15 protein-coding genes are annotated in these 20,745 nt (G+C 68.9%); 6 read left to right on the top strand and 9 right to left on the bottom strand.

The window, feature by feature from the left end:
• Positions 1-14 precede the first annotated feature (14 nt).
• Together K6142_RS10245 and K6142_RS10250 are read left to right on the top strand one after the other, a co-directional pair.
• Positions 15-1,310, top strand: a complete 1,296-nt coding sequence (locus K6142_RS10245; RefSeq protein ID WP_223380829.1) for an iron-containing alcohol dehydrogenase — start codon at positions 15-17, stop codon at positions 1,308-1,310.
• Positions 1,311-1,471: 161 nt separating this feature from the next.
• Positions 1,472-2,542: a hypothetical protein gene (locus K6142_RS10250; RefSeq protein WP_190245830.1), complete on the top strand. Its 1,071-nt coding sequence runs from the start codon at positions 1,472-1,474 to the stop codon at positions 2,540-2,542.
• 334 nt (positions 2,543-2,876) lie between these two features.
• Here K6142_RS10250 and rlmN read toward each other — a convergent pair whose 3' ends face one another.
• The 3 genes from rlmN to K6142_RS10265 form a co-directional block, all read right to left on the bottom strand.
• Positions 2,877-3,980 (bottom strand): 23S rRNA (adenine(2503)-C(2))-methyltransferase RlmN, encoded by a 1,104-nt coding sequence (gene rlmN / locus K6142_RS10255; protein ID WP_190245831.1) that lies wholly within the window; start codon positions 3,978-3,980, stop codon positions 2,877-2,879.
• A gap of 332 nt (positions 3,981-4,312) precedes the next feature.
• Positions 4,313-5,806 (bottom strand): MFS transporter, encoded by a 1,494-nt coding sequence (locus K6142_RS10260; protein ID WP_190245832.1) that lies wholly within the window; start codon positions 5,804-5,806, stop codon positions 4,313-4,315.
• Positions 5,803-6,426, bottom strand: coding sequence for a MarR family winged helix-turn-helix transcriptional regulator (locus K6142_RS10265; protein ID WP_190245833.1), 624 nt, complete (start codon positions 6,424-6,426; stop codon positions 5,803-5,805). The genes K6142_RS10260 and K6142_RS10265 overlap by 4 nt, the downstream gene beginning before the upstream one ends.
• Before the next feature lie 415 nt (positions 6,427-6,841).
• Here K6142_RS10265 and K6142_RS10270 point away from each other — a divergent pair, with 415 nt between their 5' ends.
• A complete protein-coding gene (locus tag K6142_RS10270) occupies positions 6,842-7,780 on the top strand; it encodes an acyl-[acyl-carrier-protein] thioesterase (RefSeq protein WP_190245834.1) in 939 nt (312 codons plus the stop codon).
• Between the two features lie 675 nt (positions 7,781-8,455).
• Here the strand turns inward: K6142_RS10270 and K6142_RS10275 are convergent.
• The 4 genes from K6142_RS10275 to K6142_RS10290 all read right to left on the bottom strand — a co-directional run bounded on the left by K6142_RS10275 (position 8,456) and on the right by K6142_RS10290 (position 14,328).
• Positions 8,456-9,781: an HD domain-containing protein gene (locus K6142_RS10275; protein WP_190245835.1), complete on the bottom strand. Its 1,326-nt coding sequence runs from the start codon at positions 9,779-9,781 to the stop codon at positions 8,456-8,458.
• 946 nt (positions 9,782-10,727) lie between these two features.
• A complete protein-coding gene (locus K6142_RS10280; RefSeq protein ID WP_190245836.1) occupies positions 10,728-12,041 on the bottom strand; it encodes a dihydroorotase in 1,314 nt (437 codons plus the stop codon).
• Positions 12,038-13,015: an aspartate carbamoyltransferase catalytic subunit gene (locus K6142_RS10285; RefSeq protein WP_190245837.1), complete on the bottom strand. Its 978-nt coding sequence runs from the start codon at positions 13,013-13,015 to the stop codon at positions 12,038-12,040. The genes K6142_RS10280 and K6142_RS10285 overlap by 4 nt, the downstream gene beginning before the upstream one ends.
• A gap of 14 nt (positions 13,016-13,029) precedes the next feature.
• Positions 13,030-14,328, bottom strand: a complete 1,299-nt coding sequence (locus tag K6142_RS10290; protein WP_223380830.1) for an amidohydrolase family protein — start codon at positions 14,326-14,328, stop codon at positions 13,030-13,032.
• 463 nt (positions 14,329-14,791) lie between these two features.
• On the opposite strand from K6142_RS10290, the gene K6142_RS10295 reads away from it, so the two are divergent.
• The gene (locus K6142_RS10295) at positions 14,792-15,712 is read left to right on the top strand and encodes a WcbI family polysaccharide biosynthesis putative acetyltransferase (RefSeq protein ID WP_190245120.1); all 921 of its coding nucleotides are present in this window, start codon (positions 14,792-14,794) and stop codon (positions 15,710-15,712) included.
• A gap of 130 nt (positions 15,713-15,842) precedes the next feature.
• Here the strand turns inward: K6142_RS10295 and K6142_RS10300 are convergent, their stop codons facing one another.
• Entirely contained in the window at positions 15,843-16,664 is an 822-nt protein-coding gene (locus K6142_RS10300; RefSeq protein ID WP_012612553.1) for an amidohydrolase family protein, read from the bottom strand.
• 131 nt (positions 16,665-16,795) lie between these two features.
• Positions 16,796-17,206, bottom strand: coding sequence for an acyl-CoA thioesterase (locus K6142_RS10305; RefSeq protein ID WP_190245119.1), 411 nt, complete (start codon positions 17,204-17,206; stop codon positions 16,796-16,798).
• Here K6142_RS10305 and K6142_RS10310 point away from each other — a divergent pair, their 5' ends adjacent.
• Both K6142_RS10310 and K6142_RS10315 read left to right on the top strand, forming a co-directional pair.
• On the top strand, positions 17,207-18,646 hold the full coding sequence (locus K6142_RS10310) for a murein transglycosylase A (protein ID WP_223290368.1): 1,440 nt from the start codon (positions 17,207-17,209) through the stop codon (positions 18,644-18,646). It abuts the gene before it with no gap.
• Between the two features lie 37 nt (positions 18,647-18,683).
• A complete protein-coding gene (locus tag K6142_RS10315) occupies positions 18,684-20,351 on the top strand; it encodes a sensor histidine kinase (RefSeq protein ID WP_190245118.1) in 1,668 nt (555 codons plus the stop codon).
• Positions 20,352-20,745: the final 394 nt, after the last annotated feature.

Consider the following 20,745-nt stretch of genomic DNA (forward strand, 5'->3'; position numbering starts at 1 on the left):
CAGAAGGAACAGCCATGAAGGATTTCGTCTATCACAACCCGGTGGAGGTCCGTTTCGGCCCCGGTGTTCTGGCCGGGCTTGGCGCGCGGGTACGCGCGGCGGGCGTGGACCACGTTGTGCTGGTGGGCGGCGGCGAGGCGGCGCGCCGCGTGGGCGCGTACGATCAGGCCGTGGCCTCGCTGGATGGGGCGGGCGTGCGCCGCAGCGAGGTGTGGGGCGTGACGGCAAACCCGGATCTGGGCACCGTGCTGCGCATCGCCGCGGCGGCGGGCACCGGTGGCGAAGGTTCCACCGCCCATGCCCCCATCGGCGGTGGCACGGGATTCGTCGCCATCGGCGGCGGCAGCGTCATCGACGCCACCAAGGCGGCAGCGGCCCTGGTGCCCCTGCTGGCCGAAGGGCGCGACCCGTGGAGCCCCTTTGCCGAGCGCAAGCCGGTCACCCGCTCGCTGCCGGTGTTCGCGGTGTCCATCCTGTCGGGCACCGGATCGGAAATGAACGGCAACGCCGTGATTACCCGGGGCGCGTCGGGCCACAAGTGGGGCATGCGCTGCCCGTCGCCGGTGGCCACCTTCGTGGACGTGACCTTCCAGCAGGGGCTGCCCTGGCACCTGACCGTGAACGGCGCGGTCGACGCCATGAGCCACGTGCTGGAATTTTCGGTGGTGGGCACGCCCGCCGCGTCCACCGAGGCTGGTGTCGGGCGCAAGGCCCCGGAACTTCCCTTCTTTGCCGAAGAGGCGGTGCTGGCCCAGAACGAGGCCCTGTTGCGCACCATCGTGCGGGCCGCCGCGCGCCTGCGCGCCGATGCCCACGACGCGGAGGCGCGCGGGGCGCTGGCCTGGGCGTCGGGCGTGGGCCTGTCCGGCCTGACCGGGGTGGGGCTGGGGGCCGGGTCGTGGGAGTCGCACGCGCTGGAGCACGCCGTCAGCGGCCTGCACCCGCACGTGCCGCACGGGCTGGCCCTTGCCGTCATCTACCCGCGCTGGATGGAGGAAGTGGCGCGGGACAAGGCCCCGGCCATGCGCAGGCTGGCGGCGGCGCTGGAAGCCACGGTGGCCGAGGCCCTGGCCGAACCCGGCGAGGACGGCAACCCGTCGGCCCTGCCCGCTGGCGACCGCGATGCCCCGGAGCGTTGCGCGCTGCTGCTGCGCGCGCTGTTCCGGCACTGGGGCGCGCCCGCCGGGCTGTCGCACTGGGGCGTGAGCGAGGGCGACGTGGAGCGTCTGGTGCAGTTGGCCAAGGAATATCCCCGTCCGCTGCAACTGGCGGCGGACAGGGTGGAGCGGGTGTTCCGCGCGTCCCTGTAGGGCCGTCGGGTGCCGGAGTACCGGCGTGCCGCGCTGTACGGGCACGCCGGGCACACGGGGCACGCGGGGCACGGGTGGGGCGGAGGTGCGGATGCGGGCGGCAACGGCGCTGGGGGATGCGTGCCGCCGATCACCGGCGAGACCGGCGGGTGGAGGTCTGCATGAGCACGGAACGGACGGCGGGGGGGACGCCCGCCGCAACGGTGGATGATGCGCCCGACCTTGGGTGTGGCCGACCCGGCCAGTCTGATCTGTCTGGTCAGTCTGGCCAGTCCGGTGATGTCTGTCAGTCGGGCGATGTCGGTCAGGCTGGAGCGGGCGCGACGGCGAAATGTTGCCTGATGGAACTCCATCAGAACGAATTACGCCAGAACGAACACCGCCGGGAAGATCGTCGTCAGGCTGACCGGCGGCGCGAGGACCGGCAACTGCGGGCCGCACTGCCGCTGGCCGTGGAGGCCGCGCGGGGCGTGGAGCACCGGGCATTGCCTGATCGGCCCGATCAGCGCGGCCTATCCGACTGGGCCGATCGATCCGACCGTGCCGACGGGACCGCCGCCGCTCGGGATGACTCGGGCCCCGGCAACCCCGGCAGATCCGGCGGCGGTGGTGGCGTTGGTTCCGCTGGCACCGCCAGGGCGCGTTGCTGCGCCTGCGGCAGCCGCGATGTCTGGCTGCTGCACGACGGCGTGGTGCATCTGGTGGGCTGCCGCCGTTGTGGCCGCACCGGACCGGGGGCGCTCTCCGCGCCGCTGGCCGTGGAGGTGTGGAACAGCGCCGAAGAATCCCGGTTCTGCCGGGGGCTGCCGCCCGACGCCGAAATGATGGCCCCCTGCATGTGCGAGGCGCCGCCCCCCGATGCGGGCACGGCGGTGTCGTACCCGGCTCATCTGCGCCCGCTGGGCAGCCAGGTCATGCCCGCCCCGGTGCTGGTGCACCGGCTGTCGCCTTACGGTGCCCAGCTTTCCGGCCATTGCGAGACCTTGTGCCCGTGGCTGGAGGGCGCGGAGGGCGCGCTGTGCGAACTGGCCCTGCCCATGGCGGACGGCAGGGGCTGGACCTTGTTCGCCCTGCGCGTGGAATCGGCGCGGCGCGAAGGCGACGAACTTTTCGCGGGCGGCGCGTTCGTGCGGCAGGGCGAGCGGCAGCGCGGCCTGCTGGACCGCATGCTGGACGCGGCGGCGGTGAACGAGAAAGGGCAGGGGGATGAGGCGCTCGCGGCGGCGCAGTGATCGTGCCTGCATGCTGCCAAACGCCGGGGCACTTCGCCGGGCAAACCCGGCCCAGCCCGGCTCGCCACACGAACCCGCCATCCGGCCTTGCCCATCCGATCTTGACCGGTAGGCTCGGCGCACTCAATCTGCCCACGTAATTGAGGCGACTTGATTTGCCCCGCGCATTCCGCGCCACGTCCGGCAGTCTTCCCCACGCGTCGGCCCGGTCATTCGGGTAACGAAAAAGCCCGGCCTTCTGGCCGGGCTTTTCGCGTCGTGGAAATGCTGGGGGGCTGCACAGGCGCGGAGTGGGCACCCGGCGGGCGGTGCCTTCTCCCGTCGTTCTTTCAGGCTATTCCGCTTCTTTCTTCGGCTCTTCCGTCACCGCCATTCCCTTCAGCTCCGCCAGCTCGGAGGCCTTCAACTGGCCGCAGGCGGCCTTGATGTCCTGCCCCTTGCTCTTGCGGATGATGGCCGTGACGTTCTTGGACCACAGGTACTGCTCGAAGGCCAGGATGCGCGCCTGGCTGGGGGCCTCGTAGGGCAGTCCCTCCGCCGGGTTGTACACGATGAGGTTCAGCTTGGCCTTGGTGCGCGATACCAGGCGCACCAGTTCGCGGGCGTGGTCGATGGAATCGTTCACCCCGCCCAGCAGCAGGTATTCGAAGGTGATGCGCTCGCGCGTCTTCAGCGGGTACGATTCCAGCGCGGCCATCAGGTCGTCCAGGGTCCAGCGGGCCGCGCGCGGCATGATGCGCGCGCGCACTTCCTGATTGGGCGCGTGCAGCGAAACGGCCAGGAAGGCCAGTCCGCTTTCGCCCAGTTCGCGCAGGCCCTTTTCGATGCCGCAGGTGGACACGGTGATGCGTCGGGGCGAGAAGCACAGCCCGAATTCGTCGTTGAGGGTGCGCAGGCTGCGCATGACCTCGTTCAGGTTCAGCAGCGGCTCGCCCATGCCCATGAACACCAGATTGCGCACGATGGGGTGGTCGGGCCGGTCGTCGCCCAGATGTTCGCGCGCCACCAGCACCTGCCCGAGAATCTCGGCCATGGTCATGTTGCGCTCGAAGCCCATGCTGCCGGTGCTGCAAAAGGTGCAGCCCATGGCGCAGCCCACCTGGCAGGACAGGCACTGGGTCATGCGCACCTTGCCCTCGCGCGATTCGCTGGGAATCAGCACTGTTTCCACCAGCGCGCCGTCGGCCAGGGCCAGCAGGAATTTCACCGTGCCGTCGCTGCTGGTCTTCACGGTGCGGACTTCGGGCCAGGTGATGCGGGCCGCCTCGGCCAGCCGGGCGCGGGTGGCCTTGGAAACGTTGGTCATGGCGTCGAAGGACCGGGCATTCTTCTGCCACAGCCACTGCCACACCTGACGGGCGCGAAAGCGCGGCTCGCCGAGTGTGTCGGTCATCCACGCTTCCAGTTCGTCGTAGGTCAGGTTCAGTATGTCGATCATGCGTGATGGGGGGCAAGGGGTGGGCCGCACGGGCGGCATGGTGGTATGGGTAAGCCCGCGCGGCGGGTTCGTCCAGTGCGTGGCGCACGGAGTGTGGCGCGGGGCGCGCCCGCGCTGCGTGCAGATGCGCGGCCCGCAGGCAATACAGCGGAACGGGCGCGAGGGGAAGCCCCCGCCTGTTCCGTTGTCCGCGCAGGTCGCGCGGGCTGCTCGTGCCGTGCCGTTGTTGCGGGTAGGACCGGCGCCCCTGAGGAGCCCGACCGGCGCCCGATCGGCATCAGGCCGACATCAGCTCGACAACGGGCCGACAACGGGCGGGTATCAGTCCGTTGTCAGGGGGTGCCGTCGGCCTTGCACGGGCCGTTGTCAGGGGCGGCGGAGTCCTGCCCGCGCCCCTTGCTCCGCACCCGTCCCACGGACAGCAGCACGCCCACCGCGCACAGCGCGCAGAAGGTCCACAGCGCGGTGCGCATGGAGGAAAGGAAGCCCGGCAGGGTGGCCGCCGACACCGGCTCCCCGCCCATGAACACGGAAAACACGATGGTCACCACGATCATGGAAGCCATCATGCCCAGGGTGCGCATGGTGCTGGTCATGCCGGATGCCACGCCCAGGTGGCGCGGCTCCACACTGCCCACGATGGCGCTGGCGTTGGGCGAGGCGAACAGTCCGTAGCCCACGCCCAGCAGCACCAGCACCACCACGGTGAGCGCGGTGGAGGTGTCCTGCCCGATGAACGCGGCCACGCCAAGGCCCACGGCGCACAGCACCATGCCCACGGTGGCCACCCGTTCGGCGGGAAAGCGGTCGGCCAGCCGCCCGCCGACGGGCGAAAGCACCATCTGGATCACCGGCTGGATGATCATCAGCAGGCCCGCATCGCTGGGGGTAAGCCCGCGCACGTATTGCAGGTACAGCCCCAGAAAGAACAGCACCCCGAAGGTGGAGGCATAGTTGATGAGCGCGGACAGGCAACTGAGCGTGAACAGCCGGTTGCGCGACAGCAGGGTGACTTCCAGCAGCGGAAAGGGGGTGTGCGATTCCAGCCACAGGAACAGCCCGCCGCAGGCCAGCCCGGCGGCTAGCGCCCCCCAGGCCCATGCGCCCTCGTCCAGATGCGACGAACCCAGGGTAAGCAGCACGATGGTGCCCGCGTATACCAGGCTGCCGCGCAGGTCGAAGGGTTCGCCCCGGGCAGAGCGCCATTCGCCGCGCAGCCTAGTGAACACCAGCAGCAGGGCGGCAATGCCGAAGGGTAGCACCATCAGGAACACCCAGCGCCACCCGAAGTGGGTGGTCAGAAAGCCCCCGATCAGCGGCCCGCACGAAATGCCCGCATAGGCCGCCGCCGAGACGATGCCGATGGCCCGTCCGCGTTCCTCGCGCGGGAACACCTCGAGCATGATGGCGAAGCTGTTGGCCACGATCATGGCCGCGCCCATGCCCTGCAAAAAGCGCAGGCCGATGACCATGCGGATGGACTGCGACAGCGAGAGCACGGCGGTGATGGTGGTGAACAGCACAAGGCCCGCCAGAAACAGCCTGCGCCGCCCGAAGATGTCGCCAAGTCGGCCCATGATCAGCAGGAACACCGAAAGGGCCATGACGTAGGTGGTTTCCACCAGCCCCACCTGCATGGCCGTGGCGGCAAGGTCGCGCCCGATGGCGGGCAGCGAGACGCCCACGGCGGACATCATCAGCGGCATGAGGATCATGGACGTGCTGACCACGAACAGCACCGCCCCGCGCGAAACGGGCGCGGGCGACTGGCCGGGGGCGGATGCCCCGTGGCCCGGCGTGCGGCAGGGGAAGGAGGCGGGGCTCATTGCGCGCCTCCACCCGTCTGGTCCGTCGGGGAAGCATGGCCAGCCTTGCCAGCTTGACCAGTCTGGCCAGCTTGGCAGGTCGGGCCTGCCGGATTTGTCGGACAGGCCGTGTCCGGGGTGCCGGACATGTCCATCCGTTCCGGTCCGGCTGGCCTTTCCGGTTTGGCCGGCCTGTCCGGCCTGCCCAGTTCGGCCAGCACGTTGGAGATCATGCGGTCCAGAAAGCCCAGGGCCTGTTCGCGTTCATCGCCGGAGAATCCGCGCACCATGGTTTCGGTCAACTCGCGCAGGGTGGCCAGAAAGGGCGCGCGCAATTCTTCAGCCTGCGGGGTCAGGGTGATGACCAACTGGCGGCGGTTGCGCGGGTTCACGGTGCGGGTTACCAGCCCGGCGGCCTCCAGCTTGGCCAGCGAGCGGGCGGCGGAACCCTTGTCGAAGTGCAGTTTTTCGGCCAGTTCTTCCTGCGAGACGCCGTCGCCGCCCTGAAAGAGTTCGGCCAGAAAGGGTATCTGCCCCTTGCCCACCGGCCCGAGCGGGGTGATGCGCTCCAGGGCCAGCAGCAGCACCAGGCGGCGCAACTGGCCCACGCGGTAGGCAAAAGATGTGAGTCGCTGTTCCATGCGAAATGTCCTATTGTTGCCTTTGCAACTGTTGAGAGGGCAACAGATAGGCGTGGGGCGGGCAGGTGTCAAGGCTGTGCAGGGGATGGCCTGCGATTTTGCGCGGGCCAGAACAGGGCCCATGGCCGATGGTACAGGTTTTCCGGGCGGTCCTGCTCATGCCGGGGCGTGTGCCGTGGTACGGCGTGTGCTGCGCATCGCACCGGACTTGCCGTGGCGGGCGTGCGGAACGGGGATGCGGCAGCGCCACCCGCGCGAACGGCAGTGGACGCCGGAGCACGGCGGCGCTATGCCGTGGCGGTGCATCGTGATGCCGCGGCCTTGGCCGCACGGACCGCACTGTCGCCCCTGCGCCCTCATCCCGCGTCATCCGCCGAATCGCCAGACCGCCAGCCAACCGGACAGGGAACCGCCCATGAGCACCCGCCACGAATCTTCCGCAGGCCACACCGCCACAGCGCCCGACGCACCGGGCACCTCCGGGACGTTGGGCACGCCTGACGCCTCCCACGGACCGGGCGCGCCTGCTGCATCGGGGGCCGCGACGGGCATCGACCCTTCAGGGGCCTTCGTGCCTGCGGATATGCGCGTGCACCACGAAACCTTCCGGGTGCGCGGGTACGAGGTGGGGCCGGACGGCACCGTTTCCGCGCAGATCATCTGCGACTACCTGCAAGAGGCGGCGGGGGTGCATGCGGACAGGCTGGGGCTTTCGCTGGCGGCGCTGCACGAACAGGGGCAGGCGTGGGTGCTGGCCCGGCTGGCGGTGCAGGTGGAGCGCGCCCCGGCGGAGGGCGAGACGGTGACGGTACGCACCTGGCCGTGCGGGGTGGAGCGGCTGCAATTCCGGCGCGACTACCTGATGCTGGGGCAGGACGGGGCGGTGGTGGCGCGCGGGGCCTCGTTCTGGGTGGTCATCAATCTGGCCAGCCGCAGGCCGGAGAGGATCCCCCCTACGGTGGCGGCCCTGCTGCCGGAAAATCCGCCGCTGGCGCTGGATGGCGGACTGCTGGGCGACCGGCGGCCCCCCGCGGCGGCGGAAGACGCCGCTCCGCTTTCCTCCCGGTCCTTCGCGGTGCGCCGGGCGGACATGGACCGCAACCGCCACGTGAACAACGTGCGCTACCTGGACTGGGCGCTGGAAGGCGTGGCCGACGAGGTGCAGGAGACATCCCGCCCCGTGTGGCTGGACATGCACTTCCGGGCCGAGACGGTGTACGGCGACACGGTGGAAGCGCAATGCCTGCCTGCGCCTGCCGATACGCCCGCGCCGGGTGCCGCGCGCTTCGTGCACGTCCTTACCCGCCGCTCCGATGGCCGCGAGGTGGCGCGGGCGCTTACCGGCTGGCGGTGATGGGGTATTCCCGAGGATTTCTTTTGCCGTAGCCGCCCTGTTTGGTGGGCTCGGAGCGAATTCTGTCGGTATCTGTCCCTGTTAGTGTATGAGGGCGCACGGGTAAGGTCCTGTCTGTGCAGCACACCTTGCCTTGTCCCCGCCCCATCCAACGACCGCCTTTCGCGCGGATTGCGCCCGCAGCCGGAGATCGGCGCCGGAGGCCTTGCGACGGCGGAAGCTCCGGCGTCGCGGGTGCACCGCAGACCGACCAGAGGTACACGCAGAACCCGAACTAACACCAAGGCTTCGGGAGCTTCGCGCGCATTGGCGTCACCGGCGGCAGATCACCCGAAGGCGCCTTGCGCCGCAGGGAAGCTGCCGCCGCAGGGACGCCGCGCAGGATGCCCCGGGGTTCCAAGGGGCGGAGCCCCTGGAACGCGGGGGTGCAGGGGGTGTTCGTTACAACACCCCCTGCCCGTCGGAGACATAACGAAATCGAGCGTGATCGAAAGGGCACACGTGTCTTCGTAGAAACCGTGTCCGACAAGGCACAACGCCTCTTCTTCCCTTTCTTGCTGTCCTTCTTCTTCTCCCTCCCCCGGCCCCTCCCCCTTCCCCTCCCCAACAAAAAAACGGGGGAAGGAACCTGCGTCCCTCCCCCCGCGTCTCGCAAGGAATGCATCAATCCCGGCGCTAGCCGAAATTCTTCGCCTTGTACTCGCGCACGTAGTCCACGGCTTCGGGCACGCTGGTCACTTCGCCCGCCACCTGCGCCTTCAGCAGCGCATCGCGCAGCATGCCCACCTGGGGGCCGGGGTGCAGGCTGGTGAACTCCATGATCTCGTTGCCGTTCAGCAGGGGCTCCAGCATCTGTTCCGGGGTTTCGGCGCGCTCCAGGTACTTCATGTTGTGATTGAAGTAGGTGTAGCTGCCGCCGCGGGCTTCCAGATCGGCACGGGCCATTTCGATGAGCCGGGGGTATTCGTCCAGCGACTTGAAGCGGCGGATGCCCCGGTCGGTGAGCATGAAGTGGAAGCGCATGTGATGGCGCACCAGATGGCACACCTGCTCCACGTCTTCCGGCGAGAAGTGCAGGCGGCGCAGCAGCTTGCGCGTTACCTTCGCGCCCACGCGATGGTGCTGGTAGAAGTTCCACTTACCGTCGAAGTATTCCGCCGTGTACAGCTTGCCCACGTCGTGGAACAACATGGCAAAGGTGCCCAGCCAGTCGTAGTTGTACTCGCCTTCGGGGTAGTGGTGCATGCAATCAAGCGTATGGTCGAGCACCGACTCTTCCGCACCCTCGTCATTGCGCTGCTGGCGCACGCGGGACAGGGCCGCGACTTCGGGCAGCAGGCCGTGCAGCACCTGCGAATCGAACAGCAGCCGCACGAACTTCCACATGCACTCGGCTTCCACCTTGCGCCACTCGTCCATGATGTCCGAGATGCGCACGTAGTCCAGCACGCGGCTGGCGGCGCGGATGATGGCTATCCACGAGTTGGGTTCTATGGGCAGGTCGAAGTTGGCCGCAAAACGCATGGCCCGGATGACCAGCAGGTAGTTGCGGCGCAGGGTTTCGTCGGGAATACCACGCAGTTGCACCTTGCCCTTCGAGAAGTCCTCGAAGCCTTCGTACACATCGCCGGTATGGGCGATGTACGGGCAGGCCAGTGCGGGGGGCATCTTGCCCTGCTCTTCCAGCACGCGCAGCATGCGCGGGGTGATGCGGGCCAGGGTATGTTCCGGATGCGACGATTCTTCGGTGTCGGTGTGGTAGAAGCGGATCAGCGCTCCGCCTTCACGCATGGTGGCGACCACGCCGTCTTCGTTGGAGCGTTCGAGGCTGGGGAAAAGCTTGCCGAGCTCTTCGTAGTCGGGCTCGCAGGCGATGTCGATTTCGATTTCGCGGCCGTCCAGCAGTTCTTTCTGCAACTGCGCGTTGACCACGTAGGCGTCGTAGCCGTTGCGAAGGATGGCCTTGCAGATGGCTATGGCGTCCTTGAAAGGTTGGCTCATCCCTGTCCTCCTGAAAGTGATGAAAAGCGCGCCCTACGGCGCGGTGCCATCCGTGCATCACAGGCGCGGCCAGAAAAGTCAAGGCGGCTGGCGTGGGCTGGCGGGGCCGGTGGATGTGGGCCGGGCATGGCCGGTGGCACCGGATAGGGCAGCATTGGGTGCGTGCGCACGGGAAGTGTGTCTGCCTGATTGTGCCAAAATGCACAAAAGTGGCGTGGGATGCAAGGGGGAGGGGGGATGAGGGGTAAGGGGAGAGGGTTATGCCTTGGTGGTTACGGTTTCTACGAATACACGCCAGCCCTGTTGATTACTCTCGATTTCGTTATGTCTCCGACGGGCCGGGGGTGTTGTAACGAACACCCCCTGCACCCCCGCGTTCCAGGGGGGCTTCGCCACCCCTGGACCCCCGGCGTCTCTTGCGCGGCGTCCCCACGGCGGCAGCTTCCCTGCGGCGCTGGGGCGCCTCCGGGTGATCTGCCGCCGGTGCCGCCAATGCGCACCAATCTCCCGGTGACGTGACTAGGCTATGAGTTGCGTGTGTATTTGGGCCAGTTCAAAGGAAACGTGAAGCGCGTAGAAGCGTGTGACGCCGGGCTTTGACGGCGGCACATGCGTCGCAACGGGGGCGTGGGTAGGGCGACCAAGTGGGATTTAGGCTACGGGAGCTTGGCGCACATACGTATTCCGCCGGGCAGATCACCCAAAGGCGCTCCAGCGCCGGAGGGAAGCTGCCCGGTGAAGAATGCGGTGCAGGATGCGTTGGGGGTCCAGGGGGGGCGAAGCCCCCCTGGAGCGCGGGGATGCAAGGGGCCATCGCTAAATGGCCCCTTGCCCGTCGGAGACATAACGAAATCGACTGTACTCAACAGGGCTGGCGTGTATTCGTGGACGCCGTGTCCAATAGCGCACGACCTCTCTTCTTTGCCTGCGGCCCAGCCCCGTCCCCCTACACCACTTTCACTCCCCCAAGCCACAGCGCCTTCACCCGGCCCACCAGTTCCTTCCCCAGGAACGGCGTGTTCAGACTCTTCGAGTGCATGGTCCCGCGCGAGGGCACCCACTTCTCTTCCGGGTCCAGCAGGAAGAAATCCGCCGGGTCGCCCACGTTGAATCCGTTCACGGGCAGCCCGAATATCCTTCCCGGTTCCGTCGCCCACAGGCGGATCAAATCCGCCTCGGTCAGCACGCCTTCACGCACCAGCCCCCAGGTCAGGGCCACGGCGGTATCAAGGCCGGTGATGCCATTGGGCGCCTCGTCCAGCGGGGTTTCCTTTTCGTGCGCCGCGTGCGGGGCATGATCGGTGGCCAGGATGTCGATGACGCCGGATTGCACGGCCTCACGCAGGGCGGCCACGTCGTCGTCGGTGCGCAGGGGCGGGTTGACCTTGGCCTTGGTGTCGTAGCCCAGCAGTTCCTTGTCGGTCAGCAGCAGGTAGTGGGGGCAGGTTTCCGCCGTTACCGGCACGCCACGCTGCTTGGCCCAGGCGATCAGTTCCACCGAGCGGCGGCACGAGATGTGCGCGAGGTGGATGGGCAGCTTCAGGTAGTCGGCCAGCAGGATGTCGCGCGCCACGTGCAGCGCCTCGCCGATGTCCGGCTGGCCCTTCACCCCTATGCGCCCGCTGGTCTCGCCCTCGTTCATGTGCGCGCCCTTGGCCAGGTAGGGGTCTTCGCAGTGGTCGATGACCACCTTGCCCTGGTCGGCGGCGTATTCCACGCAGCGGCGGAACATTTCGGTATCCGGCACGGGCGCGCCGTCGTTGGAAAAGGCCACGCAGCCCGCCTCGGCCAGTTCGGCCAGTGGGGCAAGCTCCGTGCCCTTCAGCCCCACCGTGGCCGCGCCGATGGGGTGCAGGCGCGGGCCGTGCGGCCAGTGGCGGCGGGCGGTGTCGATCATGTCGCGGGTGATGGAGGCATCGTCGTTGACCGGTTTGGTGTTGGCCATGCACAGCACGGCCCCGAACCCGCCGTGGGCGGCTGCCGCAAGCCCGCTGGCGATGTCTTCCTTGTACTCCTGCCCCGGCTCGCGCATGTGGGTGTGCGCGTCGATCAAGGCCGGAAACAGCACCATGCCCTTGGCGTCGATGCTCTCCGCCCCGGCGGGCGCGGCGCCGGAACCGGCGTCCGTACCGGCGGGCGTGCAGCCCGCGCCGCTGTCGGTCACGGACGCGATGCGCCCGTCGGCCACGGCAACGTCCACCATGCGCCCCAGCAGGCGGGCATTGCGAAGGAACAGGGAAGGGGAAGTGGTGGCGGTCATGCGCGGCCTCCGTTGTCGGCGGTCTGCTCTATGCCGGTGCGGGTGGCGAGCAGGAAAAGGATTGCCATGCGCGTGGCCACGCCCGCGGCCACCTGGTCCAGGATCAGGCTTTCGGGGGCGTCGGCCAGCACGGACGAGATTTCCAGCCCGCGGTTCATGGGGCCGGGGTGCAGCACCCGCGCGCCCGGCGCGGCCATGGCCAGGTGCCGGGGCGACAGGCAGAAACGCTGCGCGTATTCGCGCAGGTCGGGCAGCAGGCCCGCCTGCTGGCGTTCCAGTTGCAGGCGCAGGCACATCACCGCGTCCACTCCCTGCACGGCGTCGTCCAGCCGGTTGAAGATGGTCACCGGCCAGTTGTGCACCCCGGCGGGCAACAGGGTGCGCGGCGCGCACAGCCGCACCTTTACCCCCAGCGACGAGAGCAGGTGCACGTTGGATCGGGCCACCCGGCTGTGGGCAATGTCACCCAGGATGAGCAGGGTGCGCCCCTCGAAGGTGTCGCCCCAGACCTGGCGCAGCGAATAGCAGTCCAGCAGGGCCTGGGTGGGGTGGGCGTGCCAGCCGTCGCCCGCGTTGACCACCGAGCAGTCCAGCCGCTCGGCCAGAAACTGCGCCGCGCCGCTGGACGAATGGCGGATGACGATGATGTCCGGCGTCATGGCCTGCAAGGTGAGCGCGGTGTCCTTCAGGCTTTCGCCCTTGGACAGGCTGGACCCGCTCTTGGCCAGCGAGAAGGTGTCGGCGGAAAGCCGCTTGCCCGCCACGTCGAACGATGTCTTGGTGCGGGTGCTCGGCTCCGCGAAGAACAGCACCACGCTCTTGCCCTTCAGGGTGGGCACCTTTTTCACGGGGCGGCGGTTGATGTCGTGGAACTGGGCCGCCGTGTCCAGCAGGTGGAACAGCTCTGCCCGCGTCAGCTGGGTGACGTCCAGCAGGTCCTTGTGGGGCCACGTGGGGCGTTGTGCGTGCTGCATGTGGGTGTGGGGGGTTACGGGGTTGTCCCCAGTGCTTGGGAAAAATCTTGGGGCAGCAGGGCCAGCCGCGCGCGGCGGCCCGGAACGATGGCGCCGATGTCGCCCCGGCCAAGGGCGGCTGCGCCGTCCGCGGTCAGCAGGCGCAGCAGGGCGGCGGGGGGCAGGTCGTGCCCGGCGGGCAGGTCGCGCAGGGCGCGCGCCTCGTTCCACAGGTCCAGGTCGTGGTTCGAGGCCAGGCTGTCGGTGCCCAGGCACAGCGGCGCGCCCGCCTCGGCCAGGGCGCGGGCCGGGGCCGATCCCACGTTGATGGCCGCGTTGGAGCGGGGGCACAGGCAGACGTGCGCGCCCGATTCGGCCAGCAGGCGGATGTCCGCCGCGTCCAGTTGCACGCAGTGCACGGCCAGGGTGCCTTCGTCCAGCAGGCCGAGTTCGGCTGCGTAGGGCACGGGGCGCATGCCCGCCGCGACAAAGCCCGGCGGCAGCACGCGCACGGCCAGCAGGTCGGCCAGCGCGCCGCGCCCGGTGGTCAGGAACTCCACCTCGTCCGGGTGTTCGGCCAGATGCATGGAAAAGACGCGGTGGTTGCGTTCGCACCAGCGGCGGGCGGCGGCCAGGGCCACCGGATGGGTGGAATACAGGGCATGCCCGGCCAGCGCGGCATCCGGGTGGACGGGGAAGGGCGCGCCGGTGGCGGGGGATGCGCCAGCCGGGCCGAAGGGGGCCACATCGTCCACGGCAAGGTCGGACGCCAGTTCCGCCATGGCGCGCGGCCACAGGGCGGCGGTGTCCGCCGGATGGGTGGGCGGGGCGGCAGACTCGCCGTCGGGCGCGGTGAAGCGGTAGCCGAACACCTCTGCAAAGTGCGAACAACCGATGGACGCGGCCTGCATGGCCCGGCGCACGGCGGCGGGGGCCACGGCGGTGATGTCGCCCACATGCGCGGTATGGCAGGCCGCAAGCTGGCGCGCGGCATCGGCCAGGGCGGCGGTACGGACGTCCGGAGGGGTTTCGGCCCCCGCCAGCGGCAGCAGGCTTTTCACCCACGGCACGAAGCCGCCCCCCAGCACGGTGCGCCCGGCCAGGTGCGAAAGTTCGAGATGGGTGTGGCAGTTGACCACGCCGGGCAGCAGGGTGACGTCGCCAAGGTCGGTCAGGGGCACGCCCGTGCGGCGGCGGAAGGCGTCCATGGGCTCCACGGCCTCGATGACGCCGCCGCGCACCCCCGAAAGCACGCGGGCCGCTCCATCCGCGCCGTCCGCGCCATAGGGGGCCTCCGCCCCCTCCGCCAATGCCGGTTGCCCGGTGCCGTCCAAGAAAACGCCCCGGATCACAACGACATGGTCGTCGAGAACGCGGGGCGGCGAAAACAGGTCGCGCGGGTCTCGTGACGGACCCTCACCTGCGAGGGGTATGACGCGTCGCGCGCGGACGGCGATGAGCATTGTCTGTACGGGGGGTTGGGTGTACAAGCCGGGCACGGTAGTCACCGGCCCTTGGGGTATGCCGTTGGACGCATGCCCACAAAATAGTGTTCCACAATCGGGTGGGGATGTAAAGAAAACGGGCGCGCCCGCCGAACAGATGACGACGGATGGCCGCTGGCAGTCGCACCGGTTGGCGACAGCCCGCCTGCCGTCCCCCCTTGCCTGACAGGCTCACAGACTCACAGACTCACAAACCCACGAGCCCACAGGCCCGCTGTCTCGTTGTCCCGCAATTCCGCCCCATCCGGGCGCACCCCGTCGACCTTCAGCCGCGTATCCCGCGCAGACTCCCATGACCACACCGCACCGCAGTCTCTGCCTCATCCACGCCAACTGCCAGGGCGACCCGCTGGCGCAACTGCTGGCCGCCTCGCCGCAGTTTGCCGCGCGCCACGAAATCCGCCGATACACCAACTACCTGCGCGAGCGCGTGGCCCCCGCCGAACTATCCGGCTGCGGGCTGTTCCTGTACCAGCACCTGGGCGAAAAGTGGGACGACCACGCCTCGGACAGGCTGCTGGCCATGGTCAACCCGGCGGCGCGGGTGCTGCGCCTGCCCAACATGCTGTTCACGGGGTACTGGCCCTTCTGGACCAACAAGAGCCCCATGGATTTCGGCGATTCGCTCCTGGACCGGCTGGTGTCCATGGGCCTTGGCATGGCCGAAATCCTGCACGTGTACCTGCACGGCGACATCGCGGCCAAGTACGACCTGGACGCCATGCTGCGCGCATCGCTGGATGTGGAACGGGACAAGGAACGCGGCGCGGACGTGGAACGGGGCAGGGCCGGGTGCCATGACGTTGACCGGGGTAATGACGCTGCCGGGCGCGCGCTGCCGGGCGGCATCCCCGCCGTGGTGGCCCCCACGGTGGAACTGGTGGAAACGCTGTGGAAGCAGGAGCGGCTGTTCGCCACCATCAACCACCCCAACCGGCGACTGATGCTGCACGTGGCGGAAGGCGTGCTGGCGGCGCTGGGCATGGACCCGCTGCCCCCGGCGGTGCGCGACGGCTTCACCGATCCGTACCCGGAGTTCGAACTGCCCATCCACCCGCAGGTTGCCGCGCACCACGGGCTGGCATTCGGCGGGCCGGACGCCACGTACAACATCTACGGGCGGCGCATGACCTTCGAGGACTACGTGCGCCGCTACGCGGACTGCCGCCTGCGCGGCATCGACAATTTCATCGGATACTTGCAACTGGTGTGAGGGGCGGGGCAAGCCCCCGCGCGCTCCGGCGGCGTCATGCCGTGGCGTCATGCCGGTTAACCGGCAGGGGGGCGACCCGCTCGCCGCATGGAGCGTCGGGCGCCGAACGTCGTGCCGCCGCGCTCCGTGGCTATGCCGGGGGCGCGGAGACGTTCGTTGTTCCGTCGAGCCCCAGCAGGGTGGCCGCGCTGGACAGCAGCACCTCTATTTCGCCGTCGGAAAGGTCCAGCCGCCGTTGCAGGCGGTGGCATTCGTCGGCGGGGTCGAACAGGGGATAGTCGCTGCCGAACAGGATGCGCTCGCGGTCGTGCCGGTCGAAGATGGCGTGCAGGGTGGCGTCGTCGATGAACGAGAGGCTGCTGGAGGTGTCCATCCACACCTCGCGGCCCACCAGCGCTTCCAGCGCGTACTGCCAGTGCTGGTAGCCGCCCAGGTGCGCGGCGATGAACCGGGCGCGCGGAAAGGCATCCAGCAGGGCGGCCAGCTTGTACGGGCAGGAGGGGTTTTCCGCCGGGGGCAGCTTGTCGCCGATGTGGCACATGAACACGAAGTCGTCCTGCGCCGCCTCGATGATGGGCAGCAGGCGCGGGTCGTCCAGGCGGAAGCCCTGGAATTCCGGGTGCAGCTTCAGCCCCCGGATGCCCGCCGCGCGCAGCCGGTCCAACTGGTGTTCCCAGTCCTGATATTCCGGATGCACGGTGCCGAAGGCCACCACCTCCGGGTGGTGGCGCTGCAATTCCACGGCAAAGGCGTTGGCGGGCACCACCTGCGCGGCGGCGGTGGCGGCGCAGTGCACCACCACGCCGTCCAGCCCGGCGCGTTTGGCGCGGGGCAGCAGGTCTTCCACCACGCCTTCGCCCACGGGCGAGATGCCGTAGTGCGATTCCAGCTGTTGCAGGACCTTGGCCGCGATCTTGGGGTGGAAGGCGTGGGTGTGGACGTCGAGGAACATGGGCCTTGCCCTACTCCCGGTCCACTGGGCAGTCAAGCGAGCAGGCACATTCGTTGCGTGAGGTGTGGCCGGATGTGCGTCATGGACATCCGCGAGGCGCCGTGAACGCCCGTGCCCGTCCGAAGGAATCGTTATTTCAGCAGGTCACGCAGCCAGCCGGGCACCGGCACCGGCTTGCCGTCGCGGTTGATGCAGGCATGCTGGGTCATGCCGTCGGCAAGCAACCTGTTGCGTCCCTCGTCCCGAATCTCGTACACGAAGGTCAGCGAGGCGCGGCCCCATTCACTGATGCCCGCGCGTATCTGGATCAGGTCGTCGAACCTGGCCGGGCTGCGGTAGCGGCAGCGTGCCTCGCGCACCGGCAGGATGATGCCGCGCTCTTCCACGGTGGCATAGCCCATGCCCCGCGAGCGGATGAATTCGCTGCGGGCACGCTCGAAGAAGTGCAGGTATTCCGCATAGTACACAACGCCCATCATGTCCGTTTCACCGTAGGACACCCGATGGGCCAACCAGATTTCCGGCACGGGAAAGCCGTCCATATGTTTCGCAACCTCCTGCCGCGTGGCGCGGCGTGTCGATTCGTACGCCATTTCGTGGTGAAAGCCAAAGCCGTGCGCGGCCTGTCCTGCTCCATGGCCTCGTCCTTGTCCACCGGGTCATCCACTGCGCCATCTGTTGCCGCATCTGTTGCCGCATCCGGCTCATCCGCATTCGGGCGTGCCTGCGCGCCTGCATGCGCCCGGGCCGCCGGGGCGCTGCTGCTGGCGCTGGTCATTTCCGGCTGTGCCTCGCATGCCCCCCGGATTGCGGTTCCCGAGCCGGAAATGCCCCCGGCGGTGCAGGCCCCGGCCCCGGCGCGCCCGGCCCTGTCGCTGCCGCCGCTGCCCGCCTACACCGAAGCCTCGCCAGATGAGATCCGCGCCGCCATCGCGGCCATGGACCCGCGCAGCCAGGGGCTTGCCTCGTGGAACGACCTGGCCCCGGCCCTGGCCCAAAGCCTTTCCTACATGGGCACCCGCCCGGCTGGCGGGGTGGCCCTTGACCGGTCGGGCGTGCGCGTGACCAACGCGGATTTCATGGCCGCCCTGCGCCAGCTGTCCGGCTTGCTGCCCCAGCTGGACGCCAACCCCGGCCTGCTTGCCCAGCGGTTTCGCTGGCTGCGCGTGGACACCGCCTGGACCGGCTACTACGAGCCGGTCTTGCGCGCCAGCCGCACCCCCGCGCCCGGCTACCCGCACCCCATCTACCGCACCCCGCCGGACATGCAGGTGACGGAAGTGGCCGCGTCCGGTTCCGGCAAGCAGCGCATGACCTACCGGGTGGTGAACGGCCCCAAGGGGCGCACGCTGCGGCCCTATTACGACCGCGCGGAAATCGACGCCGGTGCGTTGCGCGGCAAGGGGCTGGAACTGGCGTGGGCGGCGGACCCGGTGGACGTGTACATCCTGCAGGTGCAGGGTTCCGGCAGGGTCCGCTTTACCGACGGCAGCGAAGCCCGCGTGCTGTACGCCGCGCAGAACGGGCGGCCCTACGTGTCCATCGGGCGCATCCTGAAGGAACGGGGCGAACTGCCGCCCGACGGGGTGAACATGCCCGCCATCCGCCAGTGGCTGGAAAATCACCCCGCGCAGGCGCGGGAACTCATGAACACCAACCCCAGCTACGTCTTCTTCCGGATGGAGGAAGGCCGCGCCAGCGGGCCGCTGGGCTGCACGGGCAGGCCGCTGACCCCGTGGGTAAGCCTGGCCACCGACCGTTCCGTGCTGCCATCCGGCGCGCTGGTGGCCTTTTCCGCCCCGGTGCCGCAACCAGCGGGCGGCGGCGCGGTGACCGGCCTTGGCCTTGCGCAGGATACCGGCGGGGCCATCAAGGGCTACCGCATCGACCTGTTCTGCGGCGCGGGCGACCGTGCCGCCGCCGTGGCGGGGCATCTGGATGCGCCGGGGCCAGCGTGGCTGCTGCTGCCGCGTAACCCCTGACCAACACCCCGCAGGACGCCTCTGCAAGGAGACCTCCATGGACCCTCGCCAACCGGCGGAACGCATTCCTTCCATCCTCGTGGTGGACGACGACCCGGTGGCCCGCACCGCCATGTGCGGCTACCTGCGCGAGGCGGGCTATGCCGTGCGCGAGGCTGGCGGCGGGGGAGACGCGCTGGCCCTGTTCGACGAGCGCGGCGCCGACGCCGTGCTGCTGGATTGGCGCATGCCAGACAAGGGCGGGGCCGAGGTGTTGCCCCGCATCGCGGCGCAAGACCCCACGGTGCCGGTCATCGTGGTGTCCGGCACCAGCGAGGTGCGGGAACTGGCGCGGGCCCTGCGCCTGGGCGCGTGGGACTTCGTGATAAAGCCCATTGATGACATGGCCGTGCTCGACCGGGCGCTGGTGCGCTGCCTGCTGCGGGCCGAACTGCTGCGCGAGCAGGGCCGCCGCCGCGAAACGCTGGAAGACCTGGTGCGCCGCCGTACCGAAGACCTGGAGGACGCCAACCGCCGCCTGCGTCGGGAAATCGCCGAGCGCCGGGAATTCGAGCGGGCTCTTGCGGAAAGCGAGGAGCGCTTTCGTCAGTTGATGGAGAACTCCAGCGAGGTGTTCTGGGTGCGCGACCTGGCCAGTGACCGGCTACTGTATCTTTCCCCGGCCTACGAAACGGTCTGGGGGCGCCCGGTGCGCGAGGCCATGCGGGGCGGCAACCCGCGCATGGGCACCGTGCACCCCGACGACAGGAACGCGCTGGAAACCGCCATGGCGGGCATTGTCACTTCGGCCACTCCGGTGGATGCGGAATTCCGCATCATGCGGCCCGACGGCGAGGTGCGCTGGGTGCATGCCCGGGCGTTTCCCGTGCGCGACGGCGAGGGCAACGTCTATCGCGTGGCCGGGCTGGCAGAGGACGTCACCGCCCGGCGCACGGCAGAGGAAGGCATACGGGCCTCGCTGCGCGAAAAGGAAATCCTGCTGCGCGAGGTGCACCACCGGGTCAAGAACAACCTGCAACTCATCGTAAGCCTGTTGAACCTGCAGGCGGCCTATGCCGACGGGGCCGCCGACCGCGAGCGGTTCATCGAAAGCCGCAACCGCGTGGCCTCCATGGCCCTGGCGCACGAGGAACTGTACCGCGCCAACGACCTGGCCAGCGTCAACGTGGCCGACTACGTGGAGCGGCTGGCGCGCAAGCTGGCGCAGTCGTCCGTGGACGCAGAGGTGGAACTGGCGCTGGACCTGCCGCCGCTGTTCCTGCCGGTGTCGGCGGCCATCCCCTGCGGGTTGATTCTCAACGAACTGGTCACCAATGCCATCAAGCACGCCTTTCCCGGTCGTGACGCGGGGCGCATCGCCATAGCCGCCCGGCGCCACGGACGCCAGGTGGAGGTGCGCGTTTCCGACGATGGCGCGGGGCTGCCGGAGGGCTTCGACCCCGCCGGGGGCGCAACGCTGGGCATGCAGCTGGTGGGCAGCCTGGTGGCGCAGTTGGGCGGGCGGCTGGAGGTGGCATCCGGCATTGCGGGGGCCAGCTTTGTGGTGCGCTTCGAGGAAAACGAGGCAGAACCCTACGGGGCGGATACGCCCGATGCCACGGGTGCCCCCAATCCGCTGTCGGGCGGGGCGAGGCTGTCCGGTACGTTCATCGCCCCGGATAACGGGCCCGATGACGAGCCCGATGACGGGACGGACGACGGGTAGCGCAACGCCGGAACCGGTTTTCCGGGCAACGATGCCGGGGCGCAACTGCGCAGGCCGACGGTGCTCGGGGGCCGTGCGGCATGGTGCCCCGCCGCTTCGCCACACGATTCGGTGGCGGGCGGCACTGCGGTGAATGCCGACTGCTTCTGATGCATGCACTGCGCAAACAGCATGCGGAACATTTTCTGGCGCCGCCCCATGTCCTTTTTTTCCCTTTGACCCGGTTTTGTCTTGACTTGGTGAGCTGGCGGGCGGAACATGTCTTTGCACCGACCGGACGCTCAATGAGCGCCACGCTGCCGATGCATGCCGAAATCTCCGTTCTGCGCTTCAATGCGCGGGAGGCCAGGCCATGCGAGCACGTCGAGTCCAGTCTGCCTTTCCCCCTCCTGCC

Origin of the sequence: Nitratidesulfovibrio sp. SRB-5, from assembly GCF_019931275.1 — a bacterium.
Classification (GTDB): Bacteria; Desulfobacterota; Desulfovibrionia; order Desulfovibrionales; family Desulfovibrionaceae; genus Cupidesulfovibrio.

What these genes read in the sequence shown, in the direction of transcription:
- K6142_RS10245 (WP_223380829.1), top strand. Translation starts at nt 15, where the DNA reads ATGAAGGATTTCGTCTATCACAACCCGGTGGAGGTCCGTTTCGGCCCC.
- K6142_RS10250 (WP_190245830.1), top strand. Translation starts at nt 1,472, where the DNA reads ATGAGCACGGAACGGACGGCGGGGGGGACGCCCGCCGCAACGGTGGAT.
- rlmN (WP_190245831.1), bottom strand. Translation starts at nt 3,980, where the DNA reads ATGATCGACATACTGAACCTGACCTACGACGAACTGGAAGCGTGGATG.
- K6142_RS10260 (WP_190245832.1), bottom strand. Translation starts at nt 5,806, where the DNA reads ATGAGCCCCGCCTCCTTCCCCTGCCGCACGCCGGGCCACGGGGCATCC.
- K6142_RS10265 (WP_190245833.1), bottom strand. Translation starts at nt 6,426, where the DNA reads ATGGAACAGCGACTCACATCTTTTGCCTACCGCGTGGGCCAGTTGCGC.
- K6142_RS10270 (WP_190245834.1), top strand. Translation starts at nt 6,842, where the DNA reads ATGAGCACCCGCCACGAATCTTCCGCAGGCCACACCGCCACAGCGCCC.
- K6142_RS10275 (WP_190245835.1), bottom strand. Translation starts at nt 9,781, where the DNA reads ATGAGCCAACCTTTCAAGGACGCCATAGCCATCTGCAAGGCCATCCTT.
- K6142_RS10280 (WP_190245836.1), bottom strand. Translation starts at nt 12,041, where the DNA reads ATGACCGCCACCACTTCCCCTTCCCTGTTCCTTCGCAATGCCCGCCTG.
- K6142_RS10285 (WP_190245837.1), bottom strand. Translation starts at nt 13,015, where the DNA reads ATGCAGCACGCACAACGCCCCACGTGGCCCCACAAGGACCTGCTGGAC.
- K6142_RS10295 (WP_190245120.1), top strand. Translation starts at nt 14,792, where the DNA reads ATGACCACACCGCACCGCAGTCTCTGCCTCATCCACGCCAACTGCCAG.
- K6142_RS10300 (WP_012612553.1), bottom strand. Translation starts at nt 16,664, where the DNA reads ATGTTCCTCGACGTCCACACCCACGCCTTCCACCCCAAGATCGCGGCC.
- K6142_RS10305 (WP_190245119.1), bottom strand. Translation starts at nt 17,206, where the DNA reads ATGGACGGCTTTCCCGTGCCGGAAATCTGGTTGGCCCATCGGGTGTCC.
- K6142_RS10310 (WP_223290368.1), top strand. Translation starts at nt 17,207, where the DNA reads ATGTTTCGCAACCTCCTGCCGCGTGGCGCGGCGTGTCGATTCGTACGC.
- K6142_RS10315 (WP_190245118.1), top strand. Translation starts at nt 18,684, where the DNA reads ATGGACCCTCGCCAACCGGCGGAACGCATTCCTTCCATCCTCGTGGTG.